This window comes from Paenarthrobacter sp. PPS72 (assembly GCF_048537125.1).
GTDB classification, from domain to species: domain Bacteria; phylum Actinomycetota; class Actinomycetes; order Actinomycetales; family Micrococcaceae; genus Arthrobacter; species Arthrobacter nitroguajacolicus_E.
Map to the genome: position 1 here is coordinate 1 of NZ_JBLYIE010000048.1, position 19,739 is coordinate 19,739.

16 protein-coding genes and 2 pseudogenes are annotated in these 19,739 nt (G+C 62.5%); 7 read left to right on the top strand and 11 right to left on the bottom strand.

Annotated elements, in window-relative coordinates:
• From ACLRGI_RS17515 to ACLRGI_RS17540, 6 genes and pseudogenes are all read left to right on the top strand, one after another.
• Window positions 1-190, top strand: a pseudogene (locus tag ACLRGI_RS17515) (single-stranded DNA-binding protein); the annotation flags it as partial.
• A gap of 190 nt (window positions 191-380) precedes the next feature.
• The gene (locus ACLRGI_RS17520; protein WP_419202841.1) at window positions 381-710 is read left to right on the top strand and encodes a hypothetical protein; all 330 of its coding nucleotides are present in this window, start codon (window positions 381-383) and stop codon (window positions 708-710) included.
• Window positions 711-714: 4 nt separating this feature from the next.
• Window positions 715-972: a ParB family protein gene (locus ACLRGI_RS17525; RefSeq protein WP_419202842.1), complete on the top strand. Its 258-nt coding sequence runs from the start codon at window positions 715-717 to the stop codon at window positions 970-972.
• Window positions 969-1,556 carry a thermonuclease family protein gene (locus tag ACLRGI_RS17530; protein WP_419202843.1) on the top strand — a complete coding sequence of 196 codons (588 nt, stop codon included), beginning with the start codon at window positions 969-971 and terminating at the stop codon, window positions 1,554-1,556. The genes ACLRGI_RS17525 and ACLRGI_RS17530 overlap by 4 nt, the downstream gene beginning before the upstream one ends.
• Before the next feature lie 40 nt (window positions 1,557-1,596).
• On the top strand, window positions 1,597-1,857 hold the full coding sequence (locus ACLRGI_RS17535; protein WP_419202844.1) for a chemotaxis protein: 261 nt from the start codon (window positions 1,597-1,599) through the stop codon (window positions 1,855-1,857).
• Between the two features lie 13 nt (window positions 1,858-1,870).
• A complete protein-coding gene (locus ACLRGI_RS17540; RefSeq protein WP_419202845.1) occupies window positions 1,871-2,347 on the top strand; it encodes a hypothetical protein in 477 nt (158 codons plus the stop codon).
• Here the strand turns inward: ACLRGI_RS17540 and ACLRGI_RS17545 are convergent.
• Window positions 2,291-2,725: a hypothetical protein gene (locus ACLRGI_RS17545; RefSeq protein ID WP_419202846.1), complete on the bottom strand. Its 435-nt coding sequence runs from the start codon at window positions 2,723-2,725 to the stop codon at window positions 2,291-2,293. The two genes, ACLRGI_RS17540 and ACLRGI_RS17545, sit on opposite strands and share 57 nt — an antisense overlap.
• Window positions 2,726-3,127: 402 nt before the next feature.
• On the opposite strand from ACLRGI_RS17545, the gene mobF reads away from it, so the two are divergent.
• A complete protein-coding gene (gene mobF, locus ACLRGI_RS17550; protein ID WP_419202847.1) occupies window positions 3,128-7,540 on the top strand; it encodes a MobF family relaxase in 4,413 nt (1,470 codons plus the stop codon).
• Between the two features lie 443 nt (window positions 7,541-7,983).
• Here the strand turns inward: mobF and ACLRGI_RS17555 are convergent, their stop codons facing one another.
• The 10 genes and pseudogenes from ACLRGI_RS17555 to ACLRGI_RS17600 form a co-directional block, all read right to left on the bottom strand.
• Window positions 7,984-8,856: a nucleotidyl transferase AbiEii/AbiGii toxin family protein gene (locus ACLRGI_RS17555; RefSeq protein ID WP_419202848.1), complete on the bottom strand. Its 873-nt coding sequence runs from the start codon at window positions 8,854-8,856 to the stop codon at window positions 7,984-7,986.
• The gene (locus ACLRGI_RS17560; RefSeq protein WP_419202849.1) at window positions 8,853-9,455 is read right to left on the bottom strand and encodes a type IV toxin-antitoxin system AbiEi family antitoxin domain-containing protein; all 603 of its coding nucleotides are present in this window, start codon (window positions 9,453-9,455) and stop codon (window positions 8,853-8,855) included. The genes ACLRGI_RS17555 and ACLRGI_RS17560 overlap by 4 nt, the downstream gene beginning before the upstream one ends.
• A gap of 124 nt (window positions 9,456-9,579) precedes the next feature.
• Window positions 9,580-9,933: pseudogene (locus ACLRGI_RS17565) on the bottom strand (DUF6602 domain-containing protein); the annotation flags it as partial.
• A complete protein-coding gene (locus ACLRGI_RS17570; RefSeq protein WP_419202850.1) occupies window positions 9,911-11,701 on the bottom strand; it encodes an SAVED domain-containing protein in 1,791 nt (596 codons plus the stop codon). The pseudogene ACLRGI_RS17565 and the gene ACLRGI_RS17570, both read right to left, overlap by 23 nt.
• Window positions 11,698-13,173, bottom strand: coding sequence for a ThiF family adenylyltransferase (locus tag ACLRGI_RS17575; RefSeq protein WP_419202851.1), 1,476 nt, complete (start codon window positions 13,171-13,173; stop codon window positions 11,698-11,700). The genes ACLRGI_RS17570 and ACLRGI_RS17575 overlap by 4 nt, the downstream gene beginning before the upstream one ends.
• Window positions 13,170-14,180 (bottom strand): SMODS domain-containing nucleotidyltransferase, encoded by a 1,011-nt coding sequence (locus ACLRGI_RS17580; protein ID WP_419202852.1) that lies wholly within the window; start codon window positions 14,178-14,180, stop codon window positions 13,170-13,172. Before ACLRGI_RS17580 ends, ACLRGI_RS17575 begins: the two co-directional genes overlap by 4 nt.
• A 903-nt stretch (window positions 14,181-15,083) precedes the next feature.
• Window positions 15,084-16,433 carry a plasmid pRiA4b ORF-3 family protein gene (locus ACLRGI_RS17585; protein WP_419202853.1) on the bottom strand — a complete coding sequence of 450 codons (1,350 nt, stop codon included), beginning with the start codon at window positions 16,431-16,433 and terminating at the stop codon, window positions 15,084-15,086.
• A 106-nt stretch (window positions 16,434-16,539) separates the two neighbouring features.
• Window positions 16,540-17,661, bottom strand: coding sequence for a site-specific integrase (locus ACLRGI_RS17590; RefSeq protein ID WP_419202854.1), 1,122 nt, complete (start codon window positions 17,659-17,661; stop codon window positions 16,540-16,542).
• A gap of 326 nt (window positions 17,662-17,987) precedes the next feature.
• A complete protein-coding gene (locus ACLRGI_RS17595) occupies window positions 17,988-18,335 on the bottom strand; it encodes a helix-turn-helix domain-containing protein (protein ID WP_419202855.1) in 348 nt (115 codons plus the stop codon).
• Window positions 18,332-19,462, bottom strand: a complete 1,131-nt coding sequence (locus tag ACLRGI_RS17600; protein ID WP_419202856.1) for a tyrosine-type recombinase/integrase — start codon at window positions 19,460-19,462, stop codon at window positions 18,332-18,334. The genes ACLRGI_RS17595 and ACLRGI_RS17600 overlap by 4 nt, the downstream gene beginning before the upstream one ends.
• Between the last annotated feature and the right edge of the window lie 277 nt (window positions 19,463-19,739).

Consider the following 19,739-nt stretch of genomic DNA (forward strand, 5'->3'; position numbering starts at 1 on the left):
CACGGGATTCGAGACAGCGAAAGTGAACAGCACCCAGCGCAACAGCAACCAAGGCGCAGGAAACGGCGGCGGATTCGGGAACCAGCCCAGCAACGGGCAGCCAGTCCAGCAGGACGACCCGTGGGCAGCGAACAAGCAGACCAATGCCGGTTCCTGGGGCAACGGCCCCGACTCCGAACCACCGTTTTAAAACCTTGGCTGTCGGGGCCCGTCTACTACTCTGACCCCGAAAGTCGGACTGCACTTCAAGACATCCCGATATCAGAAAGACGTGAAGAACAATGACACCTGGATCCTCGCTTTCCCCGCTCGAGCCCATCTCCGGGTCTATAGCGTGGGTGGCGGCCGTTGTGGCAGTTCTGTCGACCGGGGCAACAGGTGTGACCATCGTTGTTCTCTTGATCAAGAAGGTTCAGCTGGAGCAACTGAAAGACCAGTTGAAGAAGGAGATCGACGCGGTTCAAGGGGCCGAAGAAGCCGCAGAGCGGATGAAGCTCGGACGGGCTCCCAGGGCAGAAAAGAACCGCGCGTTCGCTGACGTCAAGACTCGCCAAACCGGACGGGATTCGCTCGAGGCTCTTGTCGCCATGAGGACGCAGCAGTTCAGCGATGACAAACCCCGATACAGGAAGCGGGCGCTGGGGTTGCTGGCAATCGGAGTTGTCAGTTTCTCCCTGCAGTTCCTCATGCTCTACATCCAGGGCTCCTGACCTCATGAAGCCGAGTGAGAAGAAGAGTCCTTACTTTACTGAAGAGGACCTCAAACAGATCCGCGCAGCGGTCCAAGCCGTCGGGAAGCTCGAGGGGTATGTGTCCATCTCGGACTTCGTTGAAGCAGCTGCACGCCGGGAACTGCGGCGGCTGCAGCGCAAGTACAACGACGGCCGGAAATGGCCGGGAGTTGAAGCCGGCGAACTCCGTCCAGGACGGCGGACCCGCGCCGAAACAGCAGCAAGGGAGGACCACCCATGAGCGCGACCCGGCACAGGGGCAGGCTCCTGCAAGGCGTCTTGGCTGTTCTTGCCCTGACCGGTTGCACGTCCCAAGGCGGACCGCAGATCGTCCCTGCAGGCAGTCGGGCGCTACTGCAGGAAGTGCCCTGTGGTGCGACCGGTACGGCGGCGCGGCCGCCGGCACTTCAGGTCACGGCCAGTGGCCCGTACACCGTGGAGAGTGTTGTCGATGGGGACACGATCCGGATCAGCTGCAACGGGACCAGCACCCGCGTCAGGCTTGTGGGCATCAATGCCCCGGAAAGCGTCAAGGAAGACGCACCGGTGGAATGCGGCGGACCGGAAGCGTCCACTTTCCTGCACTCGCTCCTGGACGGGCAGCAGGTGTTTCTCTCGGCGGATCCCGCCCAAGGGGTGCGGGACAAGTACGACCGACTTCTGGCGTACGTCTGGACCAGCGACGGTACCTTGGCCAACCGCACGATCCTTGAACAAGGTCACGCCGAGGCAACCGGCTACGGCAAGCCCTTCGCCTATGGCGAGGACTTCACCGCGGCCGCCGATCACGCCAAGGAGAGCAAGGCGGGTCGATGGAACTGCTGAGGCCGCCGTCCACGCATCAGCCCATCGTTAGGTGAACATCATGGCTGTCGTTCTGATCTTCTTCGCAGCGTTCGCCGCCGTCGCCCTGGGCGGCTGGATCGTCTACGCACTCACCCACCCGGTGGCCGCCGGCCAAGGGATCTTGATCTTCCTGTGCAAGGCGGCCGGCGTCATTGCCTTGATCACCGCCGTTGTGGTCTGGCTCGGTCAGAGCCTGCTCCAGGCAGTGCCACCGGCGCTGTTCATGGTCGCTTTCTTCTTCGCCGTGAACCGGCTGGAACGCCGCTGGCGTCGCTGGTGAACGAGCCGTGTCCATGACGCGGGACGCGGCCCGGTTCTGGTCCAAGGCCATCAAAGGACCGCGGGAGAATGACTGTTGGCTCTGGACCGGCGCGGTCGGTGATGACGGCTATGGCAGGTACTGGATTAAGACCGCTACGGGTCAACAGGCTGTCCGGCCCCAGCGCTTCGCGCACTTGCTGCTGACCGGAGAGCACTTGGATCCTGACACGAAGCTCATGCACTCCTGTGACATTCCGATCTGCGTCCGCGCGACGGGTGGGCCCGACAGTCACTTGTTCCCTGGCACGCAAGCGGAGAACCTGATTGACCGGGCACAAAAGAGACGCCACGCCAATGCCCATTCGTGGCGTTGGCGTGGCGTCGGTCGCGCTAACTTCACCGCTCAGTCGCGGCAGCTCCGTGATGCGCTCAAAGAGCACGGATGGGATGAATCAGTGATCCGACCCCTCATGTCCGGCCACGACCCCGATGCTCCCACTCTCTTCTGAATCCTGCGCATCGGCAGCCGCAGCACCGGTGCCGGCCTTGGCCTTCTTCGGTGTGGCCACGTCGATGCTGCGGACGTAGGACACGCTGACGTCCAGAAGCTCGGCGATGCCCTGCCGGGTCTCACCGGTGGCGAGCATCTTCCGAACGGTTTCCTTCGCATCATCCATGGCCGCGGCCGCGTTCTTCTTCGCCGTGGCGATCAGCTCGGCTGCCTGCCGTTCGGCTTCCTCGACTCCTGCTTCGGCCATCATCGTGGCGGCGTGGTAGTCGGTAGCCAAAGAGTGAAGCGTCGCTTCACGTTCGCGCCGTTTAGCGGCCAACTCCTCGGTCTTCCGGCGCGCCTGAACGATCATCGTGTTGCGTGTCTTGCCAGCCATCACGGCCCCCTGTGGTGTGGTCAGTTTTCTGTCTCCATCCCCATTCTTGCAGAACGCCCCTGGGCGCCCCGAAACCTAACGGTTAGAAGCCCACGCGTGTTCAACCGGAGGCGCCGTCGGGGGCGTTCCGGAAGGTCGGTGCTCGCTGGCAGGGACTAAACTCAGCTTTCCCTGGCCAGGCACGGAACCACGGTTGTTCGTCGAGCTGTGCATAAACCCTGCCAGCGAGTATCAACAATCAAAGCTGCCGCTTTTCATGTGGATACTCGCATCAGAATGATGGACTTGAATCCGACGTTTTTCGAACCGATACTCGCCAGCTCGCATCAAGCTCAAAACGCCAAATTCAGTCACACCTCTTGCATTTCGAATAAATGAGGCCGATTCCGCTAGAATCGGGTCATGATGTCGCTGCACGTTCTCAGTGCTGGCACCGGCTACCTGTACTACACGCAGGAGACCGCCAGCGGTGATGAACTGCGCGCAGGCGACCGACAATTGGGCGACTACTACACCGTCCAGGGCCTTCCACCGGGCCAGTGGCTCGGACGCGGAGCCGAAGCACTCGGCGTCTCCGGGAACGTCACCGAAGCCCAAATGGCCAACCTTTTCGGGCAGGGCCGGCACCCGGACTACGAAGCCATCCTCGCCGCAAGACTGGCTGAAGGGCTGCCCGCCAAAGCGGCCGAGAAAGCTGCCCAGGCGGAGGCCAAACTGGGACGCCGCTACTACGACTATGGCCCCAAGGACAACACCCTTGCACAGGCCATCAATGTTCGTGAGAGCGACTTTGAACGCATGCAGGGCCGCAAACCCACCGCAGCAGAACGGCACCGCATACGGGCCACCGCAGGGGCTGTCATGTTCCGCGAAGGACACGGACGCCCGCCCGCTTCAAAGGAAGAACTGTGCAAGTACATCACCGCCCAGCTGCGACCCCAGCAGAACGCCGTAGCCGGGTACGACCTGACCTTCACCCCCGTCAAAAGCATCTCCGTGCTGTGGGCGCTCGGCGACACTGACACCCGTCGACTTGTCGAAGAAGCCCACCAAACCGCCCTCAAACAGTCCGTGGAGTATCTGGAAACCCACGCCCTGGCCACCCGGCTGGGCACTAACGGCATCGCCCAGACCTCCGTCAAAGGCGGACTGACGGCCACGGCATTCCGGCACCACGATTCCCGTCTGGGGGATCCGAACCTGCACACCCACCTTGTGGTCTCCAACAAGGTCCAGGACCTTCAAGGGAACTGGAAGACCATCGACGGCAAGCTGCTGCACCGCTCCGCCGTGGCCGTCTCGGAGCACTACAACACCCGGATCCAGGCCTACCTTGAAGAACACGGCGTGGAGTTCGAAGCCCGCACCGTCAACGGCTCCAAGCAGCCCGTCATGGAAGTCGCCTCCATTCCGCGGGAACTGAACGCGCTCTTCTCCAAGCGCAGCGCAGGCATCCGTTCGAGCCTGACCGAACTACGCCACGCGTACGAAGAACAGCACGGCCACAGCCCGGATCAAGCCGCGCTAATCAAGCTCGCGCAGGCAGCAACACTGGACACTCGACCCGACAAAGAGAAACCCAAGACCCTCGCCGAACAGGCCAAAGCATGGCGACAGGAAGCCGCAACCCTGTTCACGGACAAGGACCTCAAACGCATCACCGATACCCGTGCCCGGACACTCCGCCCCGTCGCTGCCGACATTGATATTGACGCCACAGCGCGTCAGATTGTCGCCGCCGTTTCGGACAAACGCTCCACCTGGACGGCGCAGAACGTCATGGCCGAAGCCAACCGCTGGGCACGCGAATACGCCGTCGAACACGGCCCCGTCCCGGCCGGCACCGTGGAACAGGTGGTCTCCTACAGCCTCAGTACCGCCTCCGTCCGGATCACCCCGGACCAGGTTCACGGCCGGTTCGAAGCACTCACCAGGAACGCCGGAACCGCCGACTTCAACCACCGCACCGATACCCGGTACACCTCCACGAAGATCCTCGAAGACGAAAACCTGCTGCTGCGCGCCGGTAAGAAGGACGTCATCCCGGCAGCATCCATGCAGGACTTCGACGCCGCCGTGGACGCCTACAACCTCGCCGTTGCCACCGGGGAGAAGTCCCACCCCCTGGACGCAGGACAGATCGAACTGGCACGCCAGTTCGCCACGTCATCGAAACTCCTCAGTGTCGGCATCGGAGCAGCCGGTACCGGCAAATCGAGCTCCATGGGCTTGGTCCGGGCCGCGATCACCCACGCCGGCGGCAGGGTCATCGGCCTGGCCCCTTCCGCCGTGGCGGCAGCGAACCTGGGCGAACAACTTGGCATCACCGCGGCGACGACGGACAAGTTCCTGCTCAGCCCAAACGAGGCTTTCAAGGTCACACCCGGCACCCTCGTGATCGTCGATGAAGCCGGTATGCAGGGCACCGGAAAACTCGCCGACGTCGTCCGGGCCGTGGAAGCCGGCGGCGGACTCGTCCGCCTCATCGGTGATGACCGGCAGCTCTCCGCCGTCCAAGCACGTGGAGCGCTGCGGTTGCTGATCAACGAAGTCGGCGCAACGGAACTGGAGACCATTCACCGGTTCCACAGCCCCGAAGAAGCAGAAGCATCCCTGCTCCTGCGCACACCCACCGAACACGAAGCCGACCCCTTCGCCTGGTACAAGGACAACGGACGGGTCCAAGCCGGAAGTATCGAAGCCGTCGAAGGCCTGGCCTTCGGGATGTGGCAGAGCCGCCTGAACCAGGGCGATGCCGCGGTGATGATGGCACCGACCAACGAAAGCTCCCAACGACTCTCCGAACGCGCCCAGGCCTACCGGATCGAAACCGGAGAAGTTGCCGGCACCGGAACCTCCGTGCAGCTCCGCGACGGCTCCCACGCCTGGGCCGGGGACCACGTAGTGACCCGCCTGAACGACTCCCAGATGAAGGTCAAGCGCGGCCGCGACGTCGTAAAGAACGGCGACCTCTGGACCGTCGAACAAGCCCACGAGGACGGGTCCCTGTCAGTGAGCCACCTCGGGCACGGCGGGACAATCCGTCTCCCCGCCGAGTACGTCTCAGGGCATGTCCACCTGGGCTATGCCCTGACCACCCACCGCGCCCAGGGCATGACCAAAGATGCCGGTATTCCGATCCTCGATGCCTCCACCACCCGTGAGAACGCCTACGTTGCGGCAACGCGCGGCCGGGATGAGAACGTGCTGTTCGTCGCCGTCGAGGAAGGCCAAGACAGGGATAGTGTTCTGGCCGCTATCGCCGGGAACCACAGCCAGGATTCCTCCGCACACGAGGCCATGGCCACCGAATACGAACGCATCAACTCGCCCCTGACCCTGGCCGATCAGTACCGCTACGTCAACGAAGAAGCCAACACCCTGCGCATGGCCGCCATGGCAAGGGAGATCCTTGGACCGGACGCTGAGAAGTTCATCAACGCCGAGTCCTGGGGAGCGGTAGCGACGCATCTGGCCAAGGCCGAGCAGGGCGGCTGGGACACTGCCGGGTTGCTGCGCACCGCCGCCGGCCAACGCGAATTCCAGAGCGCCGATGACCTCTCCGCCGTGCTCGCCTGGCGGGTGGAGAAGATCATGGACAAAGCCCCCGAGCTGATCGCTCAGGCAGGGGAACGACCCCTGCAGGGACTCACCGATGAGCAGCTGACCACCCTCCGCGCAGAAGCCGAGGCCGGTGCACGGGCCGCCCGTGAAGCAGCTGCAGTCCACGGCCCGAAACCAGCTGACCACTGGACCAACCGCCGGCACGGCAAGCTCACCGACGCCGAGCTGGAATGCCGGATCTTCACCACCCGGTTCACCGCACGGGAAACCTCGTCCATCAACGACCCGGCGCAGGCCCGGCGCGCCCACCAGCAGCTGCGCGCACTCCAGGACGAACACCGGATCCGCCACCAGCAGCTCAAAGAATCCCAGCGCGCGGCCGAAACCGCCGAACGCGGCGCCCGCACCGCTCACGGCAAGAATCCCGCCGCCGGCGCCAACGCCCAGCGCGCATGGGGCCACGAACGGATCGCTGCCCGCGCCCGTGCTGAGGAACGCCTCCGCACCCTCACACCACGCCCCGTCGCACCAGTGCAGGCACCGGACCGGTTGCCGGAATGGCTTGCCCCGGCACGCGCGGCGACGAGCCCTTACCTGCCCCAGCCATGGAAGGAAGAACTCGCAGCCCGTCGCGAAGTCCTCGCAGCACGGTTCGACGAACGCGGCCACCTGCTGGCGGCCACACCACCGGAATGGGCACTGAAACTCGGACCCGTCCCGGCACGCCCCGACGCCGCCCAGCAATGGCGCGACACCGCGGCCAGCATCGAAATGTTCCGTGCCCGCTACAACGTTCCCGAAACGGAAGCCACACCAGTGCCAGAGCGGTTCAGAAGCGAAGAGATCGGCCAACAACTCCACGCCCAGGCAGTGACAGTCTCCAAACGCTCACACGCCCTATCCGAACACGCCAGCGACCACGACCGGGCTCTGGATGCTTTGAGTGCGGTCGAGTGCAGCAAGAACACTCACGCCCCCGAAGCACCCGCGCAACGCGCAACCGACACTGACCGCGAAGCCAACGCCCAGGATCCAACTGCCATCACCCCCGCCCAGACGGAAAAACCACGACTCCGCAGTCGTTTGGAGAAGATCACCGCTGAGCGCAACGCTGCACGGCTCGCAGCGCTGCAGCAGCCGCAGCCCCAGACCGAGCAAACGGCCGAACAAAAGGAAGCAGCCAAACAGCAGGCCGAACGCGCCGCAGTGCAGGCACGCCAAAACCAGCAGGACCACGGCCGCGAAGTCTAGCCTCATGCATCAATGGCTGCGCTCAGCTGGAAGTATCCATGGTGGTCGGTTGCAGCAGACTCTATTTAGGCTAGCGAGGACCACCTGCAGCAAGAACGCGGTGACCAAACCGAGCTGAACCCGAGCAGCAACGCGCCGAACGCTGGCCGCCCTCGCCCGGCAGGTTCGTAAAACCGGGTCAACCGCCAAGGACAGGAACCCGGGACCCGGAAGCGGTCAAGAAAGCACTGAAACAGATCAGGGCATGGCGCCGAAGAACAAGCCCGCCGCGATCAAACCAGCCGCGTCGAGAAGCAAGCACCACATCAGGACCGAGGACCAAGCATAGGCAGGCACGGGAGACCCAAGGAGCCTCCCGCCAAAGGCTACCTGAGGGACCGGACGGTCTTGGCCTACCAGCAGCAAAAGCTGAGTGTTGCCTGCCGTCGCGCTGCCCGCGCCGACTACGGCCAAGAACCTTCGTCAGGATTCCACTGGTGATGGTCCAGGGCCGAGCCATCGAAAACCGGGTCAATGAAGACCAGGACGCGCTTGACCTGGTCGTCCAGGTCCTTCTCGCACAGGTCTTCCACTTTCTGTTTCGTCCGCCAAGCGGCCCACTTGGCTTGCCCGACCTGTCCGTAGCCGGCCAGCAAATCGCGGAGCGCTCCCAGCTCGACGCCGCGGTGCCGGGCAACCTGCTGTGCCGCCTCCCTGAGTTCTGCGGCAGCAAACGGGAAGCGATCCGACAGAGCGGCGACATCGAGAAGATCACGCCATCTGGTGCTGGTTGTCCCGCGCTGCAGCATGGTGACGGTTTTCTCCGCGATGACGGTCACCAGCGGGTGGCCTTGCAGTTTCACGGAACCGCCGAGCAGGGAGGGAAGTTCGATTGCTTCCGGAGCGGGCCAGATAGGATCCCCCGTGCTTATGTCCAGCTTGATCGTCACCTTCGCCCGGTGCAGCCTTGCCGGTAGGCTCACTCTGAGGCCGGTGTACTCGTCTTCGTCACGAATCTGTTCGATCTTCCGTTCGTCGGTGTCGAAGGACAGGCCGTCGTCGTCGCCGACGTCTGAGACGGCCGCGATGACTTCGGCAACGTGGACGCTGTCCAGCTCAAAGTCCAGTGCCTGCATATCGATGTCACGGGTTGGCCGGCGCAGGGAGTGAGCGGAGAGAAGAATCCCACCCTTGAGGCAAAAGTCTCCGGCGTAGGGCGTGCTGCCGAGGCGGGCGAGGAATCGCTCGAGTGCGTACAGGACAATAATTTCATCGAACGGCCGGTTCCGGGTGCGCGCGAGGGCCTGCAGTTGGGCATAGATTGTGGAGGCTGTCATAGGAGGACTTCCAGTGCGCGGCGGAGTGGTCCGCTGGATCGGGGGAGGAAAGAGGCGAGCTGGGCGAGTCGTGCCGGTTGGGAATCCGGGCGCTTCAGCCAGTTGCGTAGAGCCTCAATGCCGGTTTCGTAACCGGTGCTGGCGCGCAGGCGAAACGCGTCAACAATTGAACGCTCGGGGGAGTATATCCCGATCTCGGCGCTCTCGGCACCTTCGATGGGTATCATCGACCGGCCCAGGTCGAACGTGGCCTTGTCGAACAGGTGCCACGTGACCGGAGACGAAACCTGCGGTGGTGTCTTTCCCCGGGGCAGGGCCAGATCAATGGACGAGGGGATCTCGTCGATCAGTCCGTAATGCGCCAGCGCACTGTTCAGGCATAGAGTGGCCAGCGGCGCTTTGTGAGCGGCCTCAATCAAGTCGAGGTCGGTATCCAGATTGGCTGCGGCCATGTAGAGGCCGGGGCCGATTTGCTCGATGAATCCCGAGTCGCGTAGCCGGTACAGGCTTGCCTTGGGCACACCGTAACGCGAAGCGTCTTTGACAGTAAAGGCGGCGCGGTGTGGAAGCCGGTCCAGGGGCTGGCTTCTTTGCTTCATGGATACATTCTACGACAGATAAACTTATCTGTCGTAGAAAAGGCTCAACAAGTAGGCGGATCCAATGTGTGCGTGAAGCATAAAGCGATCGGAGCCGTCCACGGCCGTAGTGTTCGCCTTGATTGAAGAAGAGGGGTGAGTACTGTCGGTCGTGGATGTCTACATCTATTTGCTGGCTTTGTGTACCGAATGAATCGATCGCGAAAACACTGCCCACCCCGTACCGCTGGGGGAGGAAGTCACTGAGCATGTGTATCCAGCGGTCTTCGGTGGCGTCACCTTTTGCCGTTGGATGGTTGGTGAGCCCGAGGCCTGAGAGCATGTGCTTTTGCTTGGCTGCAAAGGCCTCCCTCAGGTTGAACGAGGTGCTCGGGCTAGCTGTCCTCGTTTCCGGGGTTCTCGGTAGTTTGTTGGTCCATGGTGCGCTTTCTGGCCGGATCGAGGGTTGCCAGGTCCTAGTCCGTTTCTGAATGGTCATGGTCGAGGAGTACTTCGGCTATTGGGCCGCCAGTTCTCCCTGGGTCAAGGATAAGCGTCTGATGGTACCGAGGTCCTTCTTCGGCGTGGTTTTCCCATTCGTAGACCACTGTTCGGAGGGTGTTTAAAAGGCGTCCAATCAACACGGCCATGGGGTAGGGGCCATGGAATGCTAGGTGGACCTCGGCGCGCCCGTCGGAGGCGGCGAGTTCTTTGACCTGCTGGGCGATGGATGAGCTGAGCCGCCCGGCCTCGCGAGCATCAATCCGGGTTGTGGTCGAGGTCACTATTGCTGCTTTGGAGAACGCTTGCTCGGATGAGTTGAGCAGTCGGTCGAAGGCTGTGCGGTCTGCTGCCGGTGTGAGAGTTACAAAGACGGCGACCTTCTCGCGCGTATCCTCGGTTTGTCGCGTTGAGAGGTTGATCTCTTCCACTCTGATGACGTTCTCAACTGGGTCGTCTGGACATGCTCCCGAGACCCAGGGGACGTTGGCCGTGTCTATGGCTTCGACCCTTCCGAATTTGGTTTCAGGGAGTGCTGTTCCAAGCGCGAGTGCAATGGAGAGATGGGCGCCGCCAAGGATCCGCACATGAGATGGCCGAGCTGCATATACGGCGTCACTGATGAGGGGGAGCGTCTTTTGAAAGAGACGCAGTCCGTCGTGTGACGGAAGGTGGCCTTCTCCAGCGCTGAGACGGATGTGTAGGTCATCGTCATCCGCATCGATGGCAAATGATGTTGGCCGGCTTTGTATCCTAATGGCGAAAGCTCGGTTGGTTGCGCGGAGCGTAGGCTTCCGTTGCTCGACCCGGTGCATGAGCAAATCCCGGGCGATTTCGAGTCCACCGGTTCCGTCAAGCATGTTGCTTTGCTTCTTGTCGGCGAGGGTGCGCGCAGGCGACAGGCGAAGGAGTCGATCGGGGGCGTCGTAGTCACAGGCGGAGGGATTACCGCGCCGGGACACCGCATTCGCGATGCTGAGGCTGAAGGCAGGGTTGTCATCGAGTTGGAGAAGCCGTGGAAGTTCACGCTCCCTGACGATCTCGCTATGGACGATGTCGGGGGTTACGACGAGCACTGCCGCTGAGAGGCCCTGGGTCAGAGCTTGCTCGAGCCGGTCTGTGGTTGTGCCGGCCCGCAGATCACGATAGTCCCGCCACACGACGAGGCCGGCCGCTCTCAGTAAGTGCTCCAGTCGTGCGGCCTGATCCGTACCGTCCGATTGTCGGTACGAGATAAAGACCGGACCGTCGCCACGAACAGAAGTTTCAGGAAGGGGACCAAATGGCTGGAACCTGGGTTCAGGGGAGACGACTTGGACCTGGCCACTGCCAATACGGCCAAATCGTTGACGCCGCGCAATGACGCCATGGAACGGTGCTGTGTGAGATGTGGAGCAGACGATCATCGCGACCGGACCCGGGCTGGTCTTCGCGATTGCGCGTAGCGCATTGATATCAGTAGGGCTCGGCCCGACGGAGGCCGGGTGGCTGTGCCACTCGCCGACGTATCCCACGGGGTCGTCCTTGGCGCGATCCTTGAGGAATTCTTTAAGGCTGGCATTGGCTTTGACGTCATCACGCACATAGCGGTTAGATGTGGCGAGAGCGCTGGCTATTGTCAATGCGTGAGTGACGACGACGGTAGCTGATTCGTGGTAGCCAAGAAGGATGCCGCCGGCCTCAGTTGGCAGGTTTTTTGCCGATTCTGCGGCGATCGTCTCGTGTGCCTCAGGGCGTAGTTCGATGCGGACTGGGTCCCGGGTCAATTGTTGGTCCTTTCCGGGACACGGATGAGGTCACGTGTTTCTCCAGCGGGGTGAAGGACGCGCTCGGTGAGCAGTCCGATGCTGTGTCGTACTGCTGAGGCTGCTGCTTCTATCACGGAGTGGGGTGGGGTAGGGGAGACCGGGCTTCCGCATCCAGCCTCAAACAGCATTGGGGCTTTGATGCTTTCATTAGATGCCGTTTCAAGTCGGGGGACGGAAGAAGCCCCATCGATAGGGGGCAGAATGTCGACTCGATAAGCTGTGCCGTCATCGTGGAGTGAAGTTGAGAGGATGTGTGCATCCAGGGACTCGGCCACAGTGTGCAGCAGAGCTGCTGTTGAAAAGTCGGCGGTGGCGTTCACAACCAGACTGTGGCTGCTGATGAGACGCGCCGCTTGCGCGGGGGTAGTGAGATCCTTGTCGTCAACCTGGATGTCGTCATGGGTGAGTTCGTTCCGCCCGACAAGGTAACGTTTCACGGCCTCACCCTTCGTTAAGCCGACGGCATCCGGTCCCACGAGATGTCGAACGATATTTCCTGGTAGGACCAGGTCTCCGTCCATGAACGTTAGCCGGCCGATTCCTGCGCGCGCCAACATGTCTGCAATAAAGGAGCCGAGCGCGCCCAACCCGATGATGGCCACGCTCTTATTGCTGAGTTCGCTTCGGTGAACACCAGCGCGGGCGGTTCGGGCCGCTGAGGTATCCGCTGCAGATTTCAGGCGCCGTGCCGCGATGTCACCGCTGACCGTGGGCCAAACTTCCAGCAGAATGGCACCGTCTTGCTCGCCGCGTCGGTACCTTAGCAGCACCACAGAGACTTCATGGCGCAGGATCCTTGCATCGAGCTTGTTTTCAGGCCGGACCAAGGCGCTGATGTCCGCCCAGGTCCGCGGCGGTACGACGACTTCACCGACGTCCGCTACGTATGCCGCGCGGTCGTTGCTGGCTTTCGCGCCCTTCTTCGGGAGCGCGCCCCGGCTTGCCCGCATGGTGTTGTTCTTGGCAGGGCGGAATCGAATAGGACCCTCATCCCACAACGTAGGATCTTCAAGGAGGTAGGGCCTGGTGTCCTTTTCTGACGGGCGAAAGTACCGGTCCAGATCCAGGTCAGGGCGGTCATCCGGCCAGCCAGTTGCTGCTTGCGAAAGCCATTCCGCAACGTGTTCGAGGAACACGGCTGCTTCAGTCCACCAGAGCCCGTCGTGATCATCCTCGGCGACCAGACAGAGGGCTCCGTCCAGTTCGCGGTGCCAGGACCATGGCACGGCGTCGGGTAAGAGAGGGGCCACCCTGGGCGGCTTGAAGGGAAACCGCCTAGGAAAGGAAACCAGGACTTCAGTTGGGTTCGTGGGTCCCCCGGCCAGCCCTATCCACCCTTGCTCTGTCTCCTTGAAGCCGGCCCTGATGAGCCCTTCCTCAAACTGCTGACGAACGTGCGCTACGGCATCGGCATAGGAGTCCAGACTCACCCAAAGGTCCTCTGTCCTGCTGGAACCGTTCGTGCTCCTGCCGAAATCGCGGTTGCGCGTTTGCTGCCGTCTTCATTGAACCCTGGAGGCATTTCGAAAACAGTCTCATCGTTGCCGTTCTTGCCGAACAGCTTTTGGAATGCCAGGGCAGACTTGCCCATGTCCTCTTCCTCGAGGGCGGCGCGGGCTGAAGTAGCGGCATCGGCGAACCGCAGCCTCGCCGTCTCAAGTTCGTCCTCGGCGGCACGAATACTGATGGTTTTTCCCGGAAGCGTTGGGTCAGTAACGCCGATACCGTAGACAACGAAGTTGTTGATGATCTTGGCAACCTCTTCCAGGGCGGAGACGTAGTACTCCGCGTGGTCATTCCCGGATACCAGACCGGATTTGAAGGCCTGATAGGTTGCCACCTCAATGAAGAATCCGCCAGGCTTTGCGCCACGGCGAAGCAGTGCCCGGCGGGTTTGGCGCAGCAGTTTGACAGTGGGGACGTAGTAACCATTGTGGGCAGCATTCATTTCAGTGGACAGACTAGTCAAACCTTCGGGGTTGGTTTGAACCCACTTGTCTTCCTCGCCTTTCTGAGGAATTTCCCACGTCGTCCCGTCCCAGTGCGGTCGTGCCGGCACGGCGTCCACGTCAAGGTCGTACTCCGGAAACGCAATCTTCAGGCTCCGGTCCTGACGCACCGTGCGACGTCGACCCTGGGCATCCACGCCAAATTCAGCGTGAAGCACCTTGAAGAAGTGATCGAGGATGTCCTTGGAGGTCACATCGCCCGGGAGGCTTTGCATGCGGACAAACACGTCGACATCTTTGACGCGCTTGATGGACACGCTTCGTTTGTAGGAACCAATGAGTACGGGGTCGATACCGTACTCGGCCAGCTTGGAATCAGCATTAAGGGCTCGGCGTACGAGCTGATGAGCTTCTGGCGCATTTTCCTTGTCGTCGCCCGGCTCGATCGAGCTCAATGCCTCTTTGAACTGCTGAATAAGGTGAGCCAAACGAGGCCCTCCGATCCTTGGTAGGAGAAATGGAAACGGTGCAAGTCCTTCACTAGCGAATCACCAGTGTTAATACTACATGTAGCGGCAAATGCTCATAGCGACCACAACATGTTGTGTTACATTTTTGTAGTTTCCTCATTCATGCTGGCAACTCTTTCTCAAGAGTCGTCAACGTTCAGATCAAGATTTGCTCAAGAACTTGGGACCGGACGAGGTGGAAGTGGAACTGGGAAGACCGTGGTGGCGGACTTTTCCTCGCCGTGGATCTCGGGGGGCGGAAGGCTATGAAGTACGAGTCGGAGGCTCCCGACATCAGGGGCGGTCAGCGAGGCAGTGGGCGTGAAAGTTCCGGCACCATGACGCGGGACCCTCAGTTGTCCAGAAGCGAGGGCTTCGTCATGGCGGGTGCCCGCCGCGTGCTTGTGCTAATAACGCAAAGCAGGGGGTGGGCTTCGGGGCCCACCCCCTGCTGCATCCTTACTAGCGTCGACAGACCCAGGAGTACGGGTTCCGCCAGTCGAGTACCACTGCGTAGGCCATTGCCGTACATGATCCGGCATCCCCAGTTCATGTCATTGGAGCGGATGCTGCTCGAACCGATCCTGTCGTTGTAACAGCGCCAGCCGTATGCGTTCCCGCCTCGCCGGAGCAAGCGGGGGGTGTCCCTATGCTTTTGGTCAAGCGGCGTGGGCGGGGTTTTCTTCATAGAAGGTGCCGTATCGGAGCATGGAGTAGATGACGTCGCAGCGGTGCCGAGGGTTGCTAGTAGGAATCGGTAAGGCAGCTTTGCTGGTGAGCCTGCGTATTCGGAACCTGCCAATACTGCTGCTTCGATTGCAAGACTTAGCCTCCGAGGACGTGGGTCGCCGCGGGGTCGGTGATTTGCTGGTTGTGAGTTGGTTATGAATGAAGTGCCGCGCGGGCGAGGGCTTGCCCTGGAGCTTTGACAGTGTTGGCTTTGAGCCCGAAACGGTCGTCGAAGATGCCGAGGTTCAGCAGGACCTCGTGGGCGTCGACGAGGAGTGCTTGGACGGTGTTCGGTTCCAGGTCGGCTCCGGTGTGGCTGCGCCAGCCGAGTGCTTCGAGGCCGAAGGCGACGGCTTGAAGGTAGTCGGCCCAACCGCTTCGTTTCCCTGCCGCGACTTCGAGCAGGAGTAACAGCGTCGCGTCGCGCTCGGAGTCATGACGGTGCCGGTGGGCAATGGCTCGGGCCAGGAAAAGCCAAAGGCCTGCGGGATTATCGAGCAACCGCTTGGCGGCGGATGTGAGGACGAGCCTGCCTTTGATTTTGCGGATCAGGCCGAGTCGTTGAGCGCTTTCGCGCAGCTGGAGGACGGGCAGGGTCTGGTCCTCGCGGTTGGTTTTGCCGATCCAGTCCTTGGCCCAGCCGAGCTCTGTCATTGCCTCGCGGGCCACGGCCGGTGGCAGCCAGCCGGCAGCGGTGAGGGATAGACCGTCAAGCCCGACGCGCCGGGTGAGCCAGAGATAGGGGGCGGTCATCGCCTCAGCGACGTCTGCTTCGACCGTTGCGGGGCCGTCGAGGCCGGCGGCGTGAAGGTATGAACGGAATTCGCGCCGTATCCCGGGCGGCATCCGGTCGGTCAGTTCCTGGGTCAGTGACTCGCTTCCCGGGCCGCGTTCGTTGGCAGAGGGAGAAGGGAACAGCAGGGCGAGCTCGTTGTTCACGGCATTGATGTCCAGCTGTTCCGGGTCGAATTCTTGCCATGGGCCGGCTGTCCAGGCGACCCATGCCTTCAGTTCTTTGTGCTTTTCGTGGCCGGGGTCTGCGAGGGCGTCGAGGAGGTCGTGGTAGCCACCGATGCCGCCGGAATCTTCCAGCGGCGCCCGCCGTGCGCCGTCCAGGAGCCGCGCCGGTGTGGTGTTGGCCGGGGCGGGGACGCTCCCCGTGAGTTCGAGGCGGTGGATCCAGGCGTCTCCGAAGTCATATTCATAGAATAGGGGACCGGATTCGGGGGTGAGGATATGGCCCAGGGTCCAGGCCGTCTCCGGGAGGTCCTCGTCAGAGTCTTCCATCAGGTCCAAGGGGACCCAGCGACGTGGTTCGCGCACGATCCCGTTGACGGCGCGCAGACGAACATAGGGATCGGTGTCCGTGAAGGAATGCAGGTGTGAATCCCGCCAGCCCACGGCCGTTTGCAGGACCTCGTGGACTTTGTCCATGGTCAGGGAAGGGTCGATCTCGAGGAATCGCCAGATGGCCGGGTCGCTGCCCACGATTGAGACTTTCATCCGCAGCAACATCGGACCGGAATCTGGATCTCGTATCGTCACAGCACTATCTTGCCAGCCCCAGTGTGTGGCGGGGCCACTGGCGGGGCCCGCGGTATCCGCTGTGTTATCGCCGGTATGAGGCGTAGGTTGCCCAGGTGTTGCCAGCTTGCTTGGCGTGCTGTTCGGTGATTTGAGTGCTGTAGCCAAGAGCCTGGGCTGCAACCGGAGGAGGCATCGTCAGGACGAGCGCGCGAAGCGTGGCGTTCCTGGCGCCCAGGAGGTGGATGCCGTTTTCGCGCAACTTCTTCATGAGATGACCGGGATGAAGATGCTGGCCGGGCCGGTATCCGGGAAAGAGCCACGCCGAGGCGCGGTTGGCGGCCGTGTTCATGTTCGGCCGGTCGGCGAGGTGCTCTTGAAGGATTTCGTCGAAGGGGTGAGGGACAGGGACCGGCTGGTCATCGAAGACGATGACGGTTTCGCCGTCGTCGGTGCGGGTGATTTGCTCGCATCGCATGCTGGCAATGCGTGTCAGCGGCTGGGCGTAGAGAAGCAGCAGGACTGCTGCGGCCCGATGGTGGAGCGGGATGTGGTGGTTGTTGAGTGTTTCGCGGAGCAGCCGGAGTCGTTCGTTCTGGTCCAGGACGGGCCGGGTTTCAGCTTTTCGGTAGGGGAATTCGACGTGGGGAAGATGCTGGTTCCGGACGGCCCAGCGCACGAAGGTTCTGGCGGTGCTTCGCGTTGTCGGTCCTGTCGCGAGCCAGTGGTCGATGTCCGCCTGCCGGCATTGGGAGGGCAGTTTCCCTCGTTCTGAGAGATGCCGGAGGAAGTCCCTGGCTACGGAGATATCCTGTTTGGCTGCGCGGGCGGTGCCCCAGTGCAGTTCTCCGGCGGCGGCGAGATGACGCATCCGGCGCAGGTGGTGCCAGGTGGCGAACTGTTTGATGAGGTGGCGGTGGTCCGGGTCCGTGAGCTCGGCCAGGACCCGGTCCAGCCAGGCCTCGAAGTGCAGCAGGTTCCGGTCGATCGGATCCAGCAGTCCGTGCCCGATGAAGAGTTCCCGCAGGTGCATGGCGGTGCGCGGAGACCGGTGGTCATCGAAGGTGGTGTGGGCCAATGGCCGGGCGCCGGTGGCGATGGCGGACAGCAGATCGCGGACGTCCGGGTTGCGCAGCCAAGTCAGCGCGCTGCGGGGATGGGGCTGGGCGCTGATTCCCTCGTGCAGGGGCTTGAGGGGTTCAGACACTGTGCCGGTGCCATCGTCGAGGAGTTTCGAAAGGTGGTCGCGCAGGCAGCAGCGGGCGCAGCGCCGGGCCCGGTAGGGTTCTTCCTCGGCTGAACATTGGGTGCAGTGGAAGTCGGCCGGGATGCCGGCGCAGTCGACACAGACCGGGGAGCCCGTTCCGTCCAGGCCCGGCAGCAGCCGATCGGTGCCGCAGCCCGGGCAGGTCCCATGAGTCCGGGCAGCGCGCTGGTAACAGAGTCGGCAGACCCGGCCCTCGGGCCATTTCGCCCCGAGCCTGGCGGCCGGTTTCCGGCAGCGGACGCAGAGCTTCTCTTCTGCAGTAAGCATTATTCTGCGGGGCGGACGCGGGCGCGTTTGGGCCGGATCGTCGTGTTCAGGTCAACGACTTTCGGGCCGTTCGATGCGGGAGCGTTCACGGCGTTCTTGCGCTGGGCTGTGGCGACGGTGTGGAACTGGCACAAATCCTCGACCGTGCAGTTGAGGGCATCGCAGAGGGCGCCGAGCAGGGTCACGGACATGCGTTCCGGTTTTTGTCCCACGAGCCGGTAGATCTGCGAGGGGGAGAGTTCGATGCCGCGTTCGACGAGCAGGGGGATGAGGTCGGAGATGTTGAACAGTCCGCGTGCGGCCATGATTTCGCGCAGCCGCCAGGAGTATTCGATGTGCTTTTTCATGGCGTGTTCCTCTGGTCGGTGCCGGTGGCTTCTGCGGCCATCTTGGTCATGGCCGCCGGCAGGGTGCGGGTGCGGTAATCGGAGGAGACGCCGGTGTAGAGGGCGGTGGTGGAGGAGTGTTCGTGTCCGACCTGTTGCTGGACGAACAGGGCGTCGTAGCCGTCCTCGATCAGGTGGGTGACGTAGGAGCGGCGCAGGGAGTGGAAATCGATGCCGTCCGCGAGCCCGAGTCCGGTGCGTAGCAGAGTGAATTCCCGGGTCAGTGAGTCGGCGCTGACCCGGCCGCTGCGCTCGGTGGGCCACAGGGACGCCTGTTCCTTACCAGTTCCGGGTGGCCGGACCTCCTCGATCCATTGCCTCAGGCAGTCCACGGCCCAGCCGGTGTGGGGGACCGTCAGGACGCTGCGGCGTTTGGGAGGTGAGCCGCGCATCGCCTTGCCGTGCCGGACGTAAAGAACGCCGTATCCGCCGAACTCGGGCGCGTGCGGGTTGGTCCCGAAGTCGGTCAGTTCGAGCATGCGGACCTCGTTGCGTCGCAGGCCCCAGGCGTAGGCGACCTTGATCGCCGTCGCGATGCGGAACGCCGAGATCCAGCCCTTGCGCCCCTGCTTGAGGGCGTGATCGACCCGGTCATCGGCGTAGTCGAACAGGTCCTGGAGCTCGTCCCGGGTCAGCGGGCGTTTGCGCGGGCGGGCGGAGGCTTCCTGGACATGTGCGGCGGTGTTCCACTCGTGGCAGACCTGAACCGGGTGGGTGCCGAACCGCTCCATGCATTCCTGCTCCCAGCCGTAGGCCGGATCGGTCAGATAGCCCAGGAACAGGCGAAGCGCGTTCTGGTACGCCAGCAGCGTCGAATGGCTCGCGGAGCGGACGGCACGCAGCTCCATGAAGAACTCATCGACATCGCCCACGGTCCAGGACCACGGATCCTCACCGGTAAACGAGCGGAAACGCTGGATGACCTGCTCGCGCCGGGCGATCGTCGTGAAGGCAAGGTTCCGGCTCAACTGCTGATTGCGCCACCCGTCCAGCATCGCTTGGAACACCTGCTCGGCAGGGTTAAAAAGTGCCACATCCCGGGCGATCTGCTGCCCGGCCGTTCCCGCCGGCCTCGGCTGTCTGGTCACATTTTGTCCTCGCATAACACGCGACACTTTCGCATATTATGCGAGTCCATGGCAAAACGGCCTGTAACGGCGCGGATTTTTTGTTCGCGCAATCCGCCACGTCACGCTGATCTAGCTCCGGTAACGTGTTGCCGTCGACCCTCTAAGAGCCGAAAACATAAGGAATCCCGGGGGTCGCAGGTTCTCGGCGGGGCAGTGGTATCAAAGTCCGTCGAATTCGCACCAGATGCGATTCGCCGGATTCAACTTTACATAATCTCCGTTATCGGCGTTAAAG

Coding starts and splice junctions, on each gene's coding strand:
- ACLRGI_RS17595 (WP_419202855.1), bottom strand. CDS start 18,335: ATGAAAAAGCACATCGAATACTCCTGGCGGCTGCGCGAAATCATGGCC.
- ACLRGI_RS17560 (WP_419202849.1), bottom strand. CDS start 9,455: ATGAAGCAAAGAAGCCAGCCCCTGGACCGGCTTCCACACCGCGCCGCC.
- ACLRGI_RS17545 (WP_419202846.1), bottom strand. CDS start 2,725: ATGGCTGGCAAGACACGCAACACGATGATCGTTCAGGCGCGCCGGAAG.
- ACLRGI_RS17525 (WP_419202842.1), top strand. CDS start 715: ATGAAGCCGAGTGAGAAGAAGAGTCCTTACTTTACTGAAGAGGACCTC.
- mobF (WP_419202847.1), top strand. CDS start 3,128: ATGATGTCGCTGCACGTTCTCAGTGCTGGCACCGGCTACCTGTACTAC.
- ACLRGI_RS17585 (WP_419202853.1), bottom strand. CDS start 16,433: ATGAAAGTCTCAATCGTGGGCAGCGACCCGGCCATCTGGCGATTCCTC.
- ACLRGI_RS17530 (WP_419202843.1), top strand. CDS start 969: ATGAGCGCGACCCGGCACAGGGGCAGGCTCCTGCAAGGCGTCTTGGCT.
- ACLRGI_RS17540 (WP_419202845.1), top strand. CDS start 1,871: ATGACGCGGGACGCGGCCCGGTTCTGGTCCAAGGCCATCAAAGGACCG.
- ACLRGI_RS17535 (WP_419202844.1), top strand. CDS start 1,597: ATGGCTGTCGTTCTGATCTTCTTCGCAGCGTTCGCCGCCGTCGCCCTG.
- ACLRGI_RS17555 (WP_419202848.1), bottom strand. CDS start 8,856: ATGACAGCCTCCACAATCTATGCCCAACTGCAGGCCCTCGCGCGCACC.